We start from the raw sequence: 11,530 nt of genomic DNA on the forward strand, positions 1-11,530 counted from the left end.
ACCCCGAGTGACGATGTCCCCAGCATCGCAGTTCGGGGAGGCCGAGTTGTCCGATCCGTGGGTGGCCCTGGAGCCGGGGGCCGACCCTGCCGAGCGCGTACGGGCGCTGCGCCGGGCGCACGAGACGTTCACCACGGCCGGCACCGTGCCGCTACCGGTGCGGGCGGTGGTGGCGGACTCGTGGCGGCGTTCCGCACGGGCGGGTGTGGGGCCGGACGGCAGCGCGAGCGTGGAACTCATGGACGGGGAACTCGGAACCTATCGGGCGGAGCATCCGCTGGCCCGGGTGATGCCGCTGTTCCGCGAGTTGATGGGCACGTTCGCGTCCGACGGCGAGCATCTGCTCGCCGTGTGCGACGCGCACGGCAGGCTGTTGTGGGTCGAGGGCCATCCGAGCACCCGGCGTCGGGCCGACCGGATGAACTTCGTCCCGGGTGCGCGCTGGGCGGAGACCGCGGTCGGGACGAACGCACCGGGCACGGCGGTCGCCGTCGGCCGGCCGGTGCAGGTCTTCGCGGCGGAGCACTTCATCCGCCGGGTGCAGCCGTGGACCTGTGCGGCCGCACCGGTGCACGATCCGCGCACCGGGCGGGTGCTCGGCGCCGTGGACCTCACGGGCGGCGACGACCTGGCCCATCCGCACAGCCTGGGGTTCGTCCAGGCCGTGGCGCGCGCCGCCGAATCGCAGCTCGCGCTGCTCGACCCGCCGCGGCCCACGGACCGGACGTCCGGGCTGACGGCGCTGGGCCGGGACGAGGCCGAGCTTGTGCTGGACGGCCGCCGGATCAGGCTCAGCCGCCGGCACAGCGAGCTGATGGTGCTGCTGGCCCGGCATCCGGAGGGGCTGACCGGGGACGAGTTGCTGTGCGCGCTGTACGAGGACGAGTCGGTGACGCCGGTGACGCTGCGCGCCGAACTGGCCCGGCTGCGCAGGCTGCTCGGCCCGGGCATGCTCGCGTCGAGGCCGTACCGGCTGACGGCTCCGGTCGAGTCGGACGTCGCCGTGGTGGAGCGGCGTCTGGAGGCAGGGGCGGTCACCGCTGCCGTGGCGGCGTACTCCGGTCCGCTGCTGCCCGGCTCGCAGGCACCGGCGGTGGTGCGGCTCAGGCGGCGCCTCGCCGACGGGCTGCGCACGGCGCTGATCGCGCGGCGCGATCCGGACCTGCTGGCGGACTGGGCGCACGCACCCTGGGGCGAGGACGACCTCGAGGTGTGGTGGGCGCTCGCGGCGGTGCGGCCGACGGCGACGGTACGGGCGCATCTGGCGGCGCTGGAGTCGGAGCTGGCGCTGCCGGCCCGTCGGACACCGCGCTGACCCGGCGCGCAACGTGGTTGCAACGTCCGGGTTCCTACCCTCCCCGCGAGAGCTGCCCAACGGCGGGCAGCGCTTCTGAAGGAGGCAGACCAGCATGACCCGTTACGCGGCGCCCGGTACCGAGGGCGCGATCGTCTCCTACCAGGCGCGCTATGACCACTTCATCGGGGGCGAGTACGTGCCGCCGGCTCGCGGGCAGTACTTCGAGAACCCGTCCCCGGTGAACGGGCAGCCGTTCACCGAGATCGCGCGCGGCACCGCGGAGGACGTGGAGCGGGCACTGGACGCGGCGCACGCGGCGGCTCCGGCCTGGGGCCGTACGTCGGTGACGGAACGCTCCGACATCCTCCTCAAGATCGCCGACCGTATGGAGGCCTACCTCGAACCGCTGGCGGTGGCCGAGAGCTGGGAGAACGGCAAGCCGGTGCGCGAGACGCTGGCGGCCGACATCCCGCTCGCCATCGACCACTTCCGGTACTTCGCGGGCGTGATCCGGGCGCAGGAGGGCTCGCTGAGCCAGGTCGACGACGACACGGTGGCGTACCACTTCCACGAGCCGCTCGGTGTGGTGGCACAGATCATCCCGTGGAACTTCCCGATCCTCATGGCGACCTGGAAGCTGGCGCCGGCCCTCGCCGCGGGCAACGCGGTCGTCATCAAACCGGCCGAGCAGACCCCGGCCTCCATCCACTACTGGATGAGCCTGATCGCGGACCTGTTGCCGCCGGGCGTGGTGAACATCGTCAACGGCTTCGGCGTGGAGGCGGGCAAGCCGCTCGCGTCCAGCCCGCGGGTGGCCAAGGTCGCGTTCACCGGCGAGACGACGACGGGGCGGCTGATCATGCAGTACGCCTCGGAGAACATCAAGCCGGTCACGCTGGAACTGGGCGGCAAGTCCCCGAACATCTTCTTCGACGACGTCTGGGCGCGTGACGACGACTTCCGGGACAAGGCCCTCGAGGGCTTCACGATGTTCGCGCTCAACCAGGGCGAGGTCTGCACCTGCCCGTCCCGGGCTCTGGTCCAGAGCGGCCACTACGCCGAGTTCCTCGAAGCGGCGGTGGCCCGCACCCGGCTGATCAAGCCGGGACACCCCCTGGACACGGACACCATGATCGGCGCCCAGGCCTCCAACGACCAACTGGAGAAAATCCTCTCCTACCTGGACATCGGCCGCCAGGAGGGCGCGAAGATCCTGACGGGCGGCGAACGCATCGAGTACGACGGCGAGTTGAAGGGCGGCTACTACGTCCAGCCGACCATCTTCCAGGGCGACAACCGGATGCGGATCTTCCAGGAGGAGATCTTCGGCCCGGTGGTGTCGGTGGCGTCCTTCGACGACTTCGACGACGCCATCAAGATCGCCAACGACACGCTGTACGGTCTCGGCGCCGGTGTGTGGACGCGCGACGTCAACACCGCGTACCGCGCGGGCCGCGCGATCCAGGCGGGCCGCGTCTGGACGAACTGCTACCACGCGTACCCCGCCCACGCGGCGTTCGGCGGCTACAAGCAGTCCGGGATCGGCCGTGAGACGCACAAGATGATGCTGGAGCACTACCAGCAGACGAAGAACCTGCTCGTGTCGTACTCGCCGAAGAAGCTGGGCTTCTTCTAGACGCAGAAAAAGGGCGCCTGACCAGAGCAGATGCCCGGCAGGCGCCCTTCTCGGCGCACATCTAAGCGGCGAGTCGAAACACGCCCTTACTCCCGATATCTCCCAACCGTATCCCAGCTCTGACCAGCAGTTCCGGGGCATTTCCGGGCCAAGGTCCCGCTAAGGCGCTCTCCGCATCGTCATCGTCCGTCGCCTCCTCCCATCGCCGCATGGAGTCTTCGATCAGGGTGTTGGCGTGGTTCCGCGCATCAGCCAGGAACTTGGCGTAGTAGCGGAAGAGAACCTGGATGCTCTGTCCAGCCCGGCGCGCACACTCTGCGGGGTCGACGCCGGAGGCCAACCAGAACGAGATGCCGGCGTGGCGCAGGTCGTAGGGACGCTTCGCCAGGTCAAGGGTGTGCTCGTCAAGCGTAAGAACAGCCTCACGCGCTCGCCCCCAGGTGATGCCGTACGCCGAGGCGTCGATGTAGTTCCCCTCTGCGTTGTGGAACAGGCGTCCGTCGGGTGCAACACCGAAGCTTCCTATGTGTTCGCGCAACATGCGGACGAGCACTGGAGGAATCGGCACCGGGCGTGTCGCCTTGACTGCCCGCCGCTTCAGGGAGTGGATCTCGTGGACGGCGCCGTCATCCGTCCATTCCTTACCGACAGTCACGACGCCGCCCTTCAGGTTCAGAAGGCCCCAGCCGCTCGCTGGTAGACGGCACTGGGATTTCCGTAGATGGATCACCTCGGCTGGGCGCATGGCGGCGTAGTACATGCAGCGGAAGAAGGCGTACAGATGAGGGCCACGGCCGGGTAGGGCTCTGACTGCGGCTAGGAGTCTGGCAACCTGAGCAGGGTTCGGCACGCAGTCGGGATCGACTTCATCGGCGACTTCCGGCGCCGTCCAGCGAAGACCGATCAGCGGGTTCTGCGCGAAGTATCCGCGTTCAACGGCTACACCAAACACCTCGTTGACCGCAGCCTTCTTTCGCTTCACGGTCTTCGCGGCAGCGGCCGTTCCATCGACCTTCCGACAGAGCGCGTCGAGGCCACGCCGCAGCACATCGGGATCATCCAACTCACCTACAGGCAGCGAGTGGCGCTGCAGCCAGTCCAATGCCGCCTGGCACTCTTCTGACGCATCGACCTTCCAGGCGTTCTTGTTGAAGGCCCAGGAGTAGAGCGCTCGCCGCAGCACGCGGGGCGCCTGGTAGCTGGCTCCTGGTTCAACGAAGGCTGGCGTGATGGTCGCCAAGGCATCTACCAGCGTGCGTCGCGTGTTCCCTGGTGTTCGGTCCCGCCGTTGCTCGATGTACTCCCGGGCCAGGACGTACCAAGTGATCCGCTGCTTCAGTGCCCGAAGTTCGGAGGCCGGAAGACCCGTCCGGGCATCGAAGGGTTCGCCGTCGCGAGCGGCGGTCATGAGCTTGGCGCGACGGCTCTCCGCCAGCCCCTTGGTGAAGAAGGACTCGGACTTTTCACGCCCGTTGACCGTCCAACGGACCTCAAATCCCTTGCGGCCGTCGGGCCGCTCGCGAATGTCCCAGAATCGGACCTTGTAACTCATCGCCATTCAGGCGTATCCCTTTCGCACACCTCCCACCACGCATCCAAGTCAGCGCGGCGACAGCGCAGTTCACCATTGGGTAGCTTGATCATTCGGGGTGCCTGGCCGCGAGCGCGTAGGCGGTAGAAGGCCGATTGACTCATCCGGATTTCCGCTAGAACCTCGGCGAGCTTGAGCGCAGGTGGACGAGCCATTGATGTTTCCTCGGGGATTCCGGATTTGTCGGCCGCCCAAGCGGCAGCGCGCAACTTGCACCCACTCCGTCACGGCTGATGTGCAGGCGCTGTCAATTGCGGGTGCGGGGCACCGACATGAAGGGCTGTAGTGTCCGAAGGGCTCCACCGCCAAGCACAGCCGCTGCGAACACCCTCAATGGTCGTCACGATCGCCGGTTTGGCCAACCGGCGATCGTGGTCTATGTTGTGCGTCCCCGCAGGGAAATTCACGGACGATTACTGGCGGGCAAAACTCAGGGGGCCCGCCGGTACGATCGGAGGACGGGGTCGCGCCGTCCGTCACGAGCACCCCCAGCCCGTCGTCAATGAGCCGGTCAAGATCGCGTGCAACAACGTGCTCGGGAGCAGCGACGACTCGGGCTACATGTCTGGGTGGGGGCCGCAGGTGTGTCGCGATGTGCGCGAGGACCGCTCGGTCCCGGCGGTAGCTATGTTGCAGCAAGTCCTCGCCGACCAACACGGCCGCACAGACACAGAAGCACAGCGCCGCGGAGGAGCGCCGTAGTTCTCTCGCTCCGATGTGGTCCATACGTTCGGAGCTCCAAGTGCCAAGCGGATGGGGGCGATGAATCGGGCGGATTAGAGGGTCGGGGTCTTTGCGATGAGATCGGGCAGCATGAGGTGCCGTCCGCCGTCACAGCCGACCTGTCCATAGGCCGACTCGCAAGCCTGGATACCCTCACTGACCTGGTTTTTTTCCGGGACGTTGTACGTTGACATGCTCTCGGAGCAGGTTCCAGTCTTTCCAGGCTCTTTCTCATCTGCCGTGGGCGAATGCCAAGCCGAGGGAAGGCCAACGGGAACGTCAGGCGGTGCTTCCTTGGGAGAGGAGCAGCCGGGCATGCTCCGCGTTCGCCTGGCTCGGTCGCACCGTGACGCCGGCACGCACGGCGCCAGCGAGGTCGCGCGCGGCTGGCTGGCCGCGCCAACGCCGGGCCCGGTTCATGCCTGCCCGCGGGGTGCAGGGCCGGGCGGCGCGTCATGAGCACGGTCATCGACCAGGGTGCGGCGTTCGGAGTCGCGCGCCAGGCGGCGGGTGCGCATCAGGTGGCCGAAGAGGCGCTCGACGATCCACCGCTTGGGCAGCACCACGCAGCGGCGCATGCATCGCTGCGCTTGGCGATCGCCAGGACCAGCAAGTGTTGGGCGTCGGCGACTTGGCGCAGCAGGCCCTCGACGTGCACGATCCCGTCCCTCAAGAGCAGGACGGTGAAGTGCGGTTCAATTGGAACGGCGGCTGCCTCCGCCGGAGATGCGATGTGCTCGGTCATCGGGAGACCACTCCTTGCGTTCGGGTGCGCTGTCCCGAATAGAGGTGGAGCCCGAGCCTCCGGTGCGCTCCATGGTGTCGGACGGCGCATCCAGACAGCCGCAGGAAACGACCCCAGCGGACCTCTTCTCCCAGTTGGCCCCGGGTGCTCGGGTCCTGTCCATTCCAACTGGTCCGCCTGGGCAGTCGCTGCTTTGTTGGTGAGGTCCCCGTTTACCTGGCTTTGGCTCGTCAGGGTGACGTCGAGTCGTCGAGGGCCAGGCCGGTTCCGGCGATGAAGCCGTCGAGGACCTCGGCCGGTACGGGAGGCGTTTGAGCCGGTTGCCTGCGTCCCGGCACGGCGCCGCCGATTCCGCCTGCGCTCGGCGGCCGGTGAGATGTCCGGGGCGGTTCGGAGGTGGAGAGGCGGGAAACGGCGCACGTCCAGGAGCGAAGAGTGCGCCCGGCGCCGCCGCCCGTGGCCGTCGTCAGGCGCATCCGAGAGGAGCGGCAGGCATCTGCCAAGACACAAGTCAAAACGTTTCTTTCGACAAGCGCACAGCCAAGCCTCAAAACATTGCAGCGTCAGAAACAATCACAAGGAGAGGCGCACACTCCGAGGAATTCGAATTCTCCATATTAGCTGAGCTTCGTAAACGCTCTTGCCCGGGGCTCACGGTCTGCAGCTAGCTAGGTGCTGCGTTCACTTCTCGGCCCGGGTTCCCGATGAGCCCGGGCAGACCGACAGCACACCGGGCGGTGCCTGGGCCGTCGGTCAGGGAGGTGGTCGGGAAATCCGCACTTGAGGAGTAGTCGTGAAGAAGACATATGAGGCCCCGACGCTCGTCCGGCTCGGCACCTTCCGGAAGGAGACGGGGCTCCTCCAGCGCTCCGGCAACGACCGGCTGATCCTGAGCAAGAACTGACGACCGACGGTCCTTGATCCGACGTCATGACTGAACTGCACGAAAGTGCGGGGACGGGCCCCGGCGACGCGCACTTCGCGGTCTTCACCGACCGCGCGGACGCGGTCGCCGTGGCCCGGTCCTTCGCCCGCCCCGGAAGCCGGACCCTTGTGCATGCGTCGGGCCGGCCCTGGCTGGTCGGCCAGTGGCACGACGACGAAATGGTCGCGGCGAGCGCCGGCGGTGCCGCCGTCGCCGTCGTCGGCTGCTGCCCCATCGACGCCGGCGAACTGCGGCGGCGGGCCGCACGGTTGCGCGATCTCGCGGAGCTCGACGCCCTGGCCCGTTCCCTCCCCGGCAGTTTCCACCTCGTCGGCGCCCTCGACGGACAGATCAGGGTGCAGGGCACCGCCTCCGGACTGCGACTGGTCTTCCACGCGGAGATCGACGGCGTGCGGGTGGCCGCCACCCGTGCCGACACGCTCGCCGCCGTCCTGGGCCTCGACCCCGACGTGGAGGAGCTGGCCGTAAGGCTGCTCTGGCCCGCCCCGTATCCGCTGTTCGAGACGTCCCTGTGGCGTGCGGTCACCGCCGTTCCTCCGCAGGACGCCGTGTTCGTCGCCGCGGACGGGCGCACCGTACGGCACACCCGCTGGTGGGCGCCGCCCGAGCCGGTCCGGCCGCTCGCCGAAGCGGCGCCCATGATCCGGACGGCACTTCAGGAGGCCGTCGGCGCGCGTACCCGGCAGGGCGGCGTGGTGAGCTGCGACCTGTCCGGCGGCCTGGACTCCACCTCCATCTGCTTCCTGGCCGACCGCTCCCCCGCCCGCGTGGTGGCCAGTACGTGGCCGGGACGCGATCCGGCGGACACCGACCTGTACTGGGCCGAACAGGCGATGGGGCACCTCCCGGACATCGAGCACGTGGTCTGGGACGCCGACGCATCGCCGCTGGTTTACGAGGACCTGCTCGCCATCGACGACCTCCTCGACGAGCCCACCATCGGCGTCATGGACCGCTCCCGGGTCCTGCATCATCTGCCCGGCCTCGCCGCACGCGGCAGCCGGTTGCACCTGACCGGCATCGGCGGCGACCACGTGGCATGGTGCTCAGAGGCGTACTACCACCGGCTGCTACACACCCGCCCGCTCTTCGCCCTGCGCCAGTTGCGCGGGTTCCGGGCACTGTGGCAGTGGCCGCTCGCGGGCACGGTCCGCGCTCTCGCCGACTCCCGGCCGTACGGGAAGTGGCTCGCCGACGCCGTCGGCCATCTGCGGGAACCGTTGGCCCCGTCGGTAGCGACGGGTCTCGGCTGGGGCATGGCCCCGCGCCTGTTCGACTGGGTGACTCCCGACGCCGAACGGATGGCCCGTCGGGCACTGCTCACGGCAGCGGCGACGATCTCGCCGCTGCATCCGGACCGTGGTCTGCACACCGACCTGGAGCAGATCCGCTCGTGCACCCGCGTCATCCGGCAGTGGGACCGGATGGCAGCCCGCGCCGGCCTGCCGATGGCCTCTCCCTTCCTCGACGACCGCGTCATCGAGGCGTGTCTCGCCGTACGTCCGAGCGAGCGCGTCACGCCCTGGGCGTACAAGCCCGTCCTGAGCGCAGCGATGCGCGGGATCGTGCCCGAGGCCTGCCTGCGGCGGGCCAACAAAGCCACTGCCTCCATGGACGCCTCCAACGGACTGCGGGAACACCGCGCGGACCTGCTGGCCCTGTGGGAGGACTCGCGGCTGGAGGAACTGGGCCTGGTGGACGGCGCCGAACTCCGCCGCCTCGCCCGGCGGCCCGCCTCTCCGGGGCTGTCCGACGCCATCCTCTACTCCACGATCGCCGCCGAGGTGTGGCTGCGGGGACTCGCCCGCAGCCGCACCCATGTCCCACACCCCTGACCACATCCCTACGTCAGAAAGGCCTCCACATGCCCCTGCGGTTCGGCGACGACGTATCCACGGCCGAGACCGACTACGGCACGGTGCTGCTGGACGAACGGGCAGGTGCCTACTGGGAGTTGAATCCGACCTCCACCCTGGTAGTGCGGACACTGCTCGACGGCGGCGAGGAGTCGGACGCGGCCGCCGCACTGGTCCGGGAGTTCGACGTCGACCAGGCGCAGGCCCTGCAGGACGTCGAGACGCTCGTTCGGGAGCTGCGGAGCTCGGGGCTCGCCTCATGACGACGCCCAGCGCACTGGAACGGCCCACGGGTGTTCCCCTGGCCCGACGGCTGGCGGCCCGGCTCGTCCTGCTCCCCGCCGTGGCCCTCTCCCTCCTGCCGCCCCGCCATATCCGCACCGGACTCGGCATCCTGCGACGCGGTGCCGCGCCCGCCACCACCGCGCAGGCCCAGAACGCGCGCGACGCCATGTGCGCCGCCAGCCTGCGCTGCGCCGGACCGAAAGGGTGCCTGCCGCGCTCCCTGGGGGCGGCACTGTTGTGCCGGCTCGGCGGAACATGGCCGACCTGGTGCACCGGCGTACGCGTCGTTCCGCCCTTCACCGCGCACGCCTGGATCGAGGCGGAGGGCCGTCCTGTCGGCGAGGGTGTGCCGGAGGGCTACTTCGCCCGGCTGGTGGCCGTCGACCCGCTGCCACGGCCGACGGACCGATGACCGGCACGACTGTTCCGAACGATGACCGGGCCGCGGTCGCCGAGGGTGACAAGTCCACCCGGGCGGCGGTGGCCACGATGTACCGGCTCACCGTCGGGAACCGGAGCGCCATCGCCGTCGCCACCGTACTGACCCTCGTGGGCTCCGCCCTGGGACTGGCCCAGCCGCTCGTCGCCAAGCATGTTGTGGACGCGAGCGGTCGCGGGCAGGTCATCTGGCCACTGCTGGCACTCCTCGGCGCGCTGTTCGTCACCGAAGCGGCGACGGGAGCCGCGGGTCGCTTCCTCCTGGAACGGATGGGCGAAGGTGTCGTACGGCAGCTCCGGCACGGGCTGGTGGGACGGCTGCTCCGGCTGGAGATGAGGGAATACGACCGCCACCGGGGCGGCGACCTCATCTCCCGGGTGACCGCCGACACCACCCTGCTCCGGGACGTCGTGTCGCAGGCCCTCGTCGATCTGGTGACGGGAAGCCTTGTCGCCGCCGGGGCGATCGTCCTCATGGCCTGGCTCGACCCCCTGCTGCTGCTCCTGGTCGCCTTCACTGTGGCCGCGGCGGCTGTGGTCGTCGCCTCGCTGCTCGCGGGTATCAGAAGCGCGTCCGAACACATGCAGGATGCGGTGGGTGCCATCGCCGCCGACCTGGAACGCGCCCTCGGCGCCCTGCCGATGGTCCGCGTGCACCGCGCCGAGGAGCGCGAGGCGGCGGGCATCGGCGCACGCGTGGAGGCGGCCTACGGAGCGGGGGTACGCACCGCGAAGCTCGCCTCCGTCATGAGTCCCGCTGTCGAACTCGCCGTCCAGGGCTCCTTCCTCATCGTCCTGGTCGTCGGCGGCCTGCGCGTCAACGGCCGTGCCGGCTCCCTCGGCGACCTCGTCGCCTTCCTGCTGTACGCCTCGTACCTCGTCCTGCCGCTGTCCTCCGTCTTCCGTGCCGTGGGCCTCATCCAACGCGGGATGGGCGCCCACCAGCGCATCGACCAGGCGCTCCGTCTGCCTGTCGAGCCCACCGCACCGCGGATGGCAGGAGTCCGCGCGCACACGCCCCGGCCGACGGGGCCGTCCGCCACTCCCGAACAGCCCGCCCTCGCCCTGCGCGACGTCCGCTTCGGCTACGACCCGGACCGGCCGGTCCTCCGCGGCGTTTCGTTCGCCGTCGCGCACCGGCAGCACGTCGCCCTGGTGGGGCGGTCCGGGGCCGGCAAGAGCACGGTGTTCGCCCTGGTGGCGAGGTTCTACGAGCCTGAAGCGGGTCACGTGCTCTTCGACGGGCAGCCCGCGACCGAGCTCTCCCGTGACGCATGCCGCCGGCGCATCGCCGTCGTCGACCAGAACACCCACGTCGTCCACGGCACCCTGCGCGACAACATCGCCTACGCCGTGCCCGACGCCGCGGAAGCCGAGATCCGGCGCGTCGTCGAACTGGCCCGGCTCGAAGAAGTCGTCGACCGGCTACCCGGCGGCATGACCGCGGTCATCGGTGAACGTGGCAGCACCCTCTCCGGTGGCGAACGCCAACGCGTCGCCCTCGCCCGCGCGTTGTTGGCCCGCCCCGCGTTGCTCCTGTTGGACGAGCCCACCTCTCACCTCGACGCGATCAATGAATCGGCGCTCACGACCGTCATGAAGGACGTCGCCCAGGAGTGCGCTCTGCTGGTCATTGCCCACCGCCTGTCCACCGTGCAGCACGCCGACCACATCGTCGTGCTGGACGACGGCCACACCGCCGCCGCCGGGCGCCACGAGGAGTTGCTGGCCGGCAGCGCCCTTTACCGCGAGTTGGCCGCGAGCCAGATGCTCCGGCCGGGCGGGGAGCCCGGGAGCGGCAACGGAGCGGGGACGGCCGGTTGAATCCGTGCCGTCCCCGGCCCGGCCGACCGAGATCCGGACCGTGCACGGGCCGACGGCCCAACGGTCGCGGCCATGAACTGCGTTCCTACTGGTCAACGACAGTGCGGCAGCTGTACCACCATGAGACGAAGAACCTGCTGGTCAGCTACTCCGCCAAGAAGCTGGGCTTCTTCTAGCCGCGCCGAAGCA

General features: G+C 69.4%; 10 protein-coding genes. 7 read left to right on the top strand and 3 right to left on the bottom strand.

The features are described from left to right. The first annotated feature begins 13 nt into the window (after positions 1–13). Positions 14–1,315 (top strand): GAF domain-containing protein, encoded by a 1,302-nt coding sequence (locus ACZ4EG_RS12930; protein WP_467790675.1) that lies wholly within the window; start codon positions 14–16, stop codon positions 1,313–1,315. Between the two features lie 94 nt (positions 1,316–1,409). Continuing rightward, positions 1,410–2,933, top strand: a complete 1,524-nt coding sequence (adh, locus tag ACZ4EG_RS12935; protein ID WP_453558385.1) for an aldehyde dehydrogenase — start codon at positions 1,410–1,412, stop codon at positions 2,931–2,933. Between the two features lie 61 nt (positions 2,934–2,994). Here adh and ACZ4EG_RS12940 read toward each other — a convergent pair whose 3' ends face one another. The 3 genes from ACZ4EG_RS12940 to ACZ4EG_RS12950 form a co-directional block, all read right to left on the bottom strand. Continuing rightward, complete coding sequence (locus ACZ4EG_RS12940; protein WP_467790676.1) at positions 2,995–4,485, bottom strand: site-specific integrase; 1,491 nt, start codon at positions 4,483–4,485, stop codon at positions 2,995–2,997. Next, on the bottom strand, positions 4,482–4,679 hold the full coding sequence (locus ACZ4EG_RS12945) for a helix-turn-helix transcriptional regulator (protein ID WP_467790811.1): 198 nt from the start codon (positions 4,677–4,679) through the stop codon (positions 4,482–4,484). The genes ACZ4EG_RS12940 and ACZ4EG_RS12945 overlap by 4 nt, the downstream gene beginning before the upstream one ends. A 1,085-nt stretch (positions 4,680–5,764) precedes the next feature. Next, complete coding sequence (locus tag ACZ4EG_RS12950; protein WP_467790815.1) at positions 5,765–5,992, bottom strand: hypothetical protein; 228 nt, start codon at positions 5,990–5,992, stop codon at positions 5,765–5,767. Positions 5,993–6,785: 793 nt separating this feature from the next. On the opposite strand from ACZ4EG_RS12950, the gene ACZ4EG_RS12955 reads away from it, so the two are divergent. From ACZ4EG_RS12955 to ACZ4EG_RS12975, 5 genes are read left to right on the top strand one after another with little or no spacing between them, the layout of a single operon-like run. Further along, positions 6,786–6,896: a keywimysin-related RiPP gene (locus ACZ4EG_RS12955; RefSeq protein ID WP_361073197.1), complete on the top strand. Its 111-nt coding sequence runs from the start codon at positions 6,786–6,788 to the stop codon at positions 6,894–6,896. Between the two features lie 26 nt (positions 6,897–6,922). Continuing rightward, positions 6,923–8,773 carry a lasso peptide isopeptide bond-forming cyclase gene (locus tag ACZ4EG_RS12960; protein WP_467790677.1) on the top strand — a complete coding sequence of 617 codons (1,851 nt, stop codon included), beginning with the start codon at positions 6,923–6,925 and terminating at the stop codon, positions 8,771–8,773. Positions 8,774–8,802: 29 nt separating this feature from the next. Beyond that, positions 8,803–9,057, top strand: a complete 255-nt coding sequence (locus tag ACZ4EG_RS12965; RefSeq protein WP_453558380.1) for a lasso peptide biosynthesis PqqD family chaperone — start codon at positions 8,803–8,805, stop codon at positions 9,055–9,057. Continuing rightward, the gene (locus tag ACZ4EG_RS12970) at positions 9,054–9,491 is read left to right on the top strand and encodes a lasso peptide biosynthesis B2 protein (RefSeq protein ID WP_453558379.1); all 438 of its coding nucleotides are present in this window, start codon (positions 9,054–9,056) and stop codon (positions 9,489–9,491) included. Before ACZ4EG_RS12965 ends, ACZ4EG_RS12970 begins: the two co-directional genes overlap by 4 nt. Continuing rightward, entirely contained in the window at positions 9,488–11,341 is a 1,854-nt protein-coding gene (locus tag ACZ4EG_RS12975; protein WP_467790678.1) for an ABC transporter ATP-binding protein, read from the top strand. Before ACZ4EG_RS12970 ends, ACZ4EG_RS12975 begins: the two co-directional genes overlap by 4 nt. Positions 11,342–11,530: the final 189 nt, after the last annotated feature.

The sequence above is a fragment of the Streptomyces sp. NPDC025638 genome (assembly GCF_055558775.1).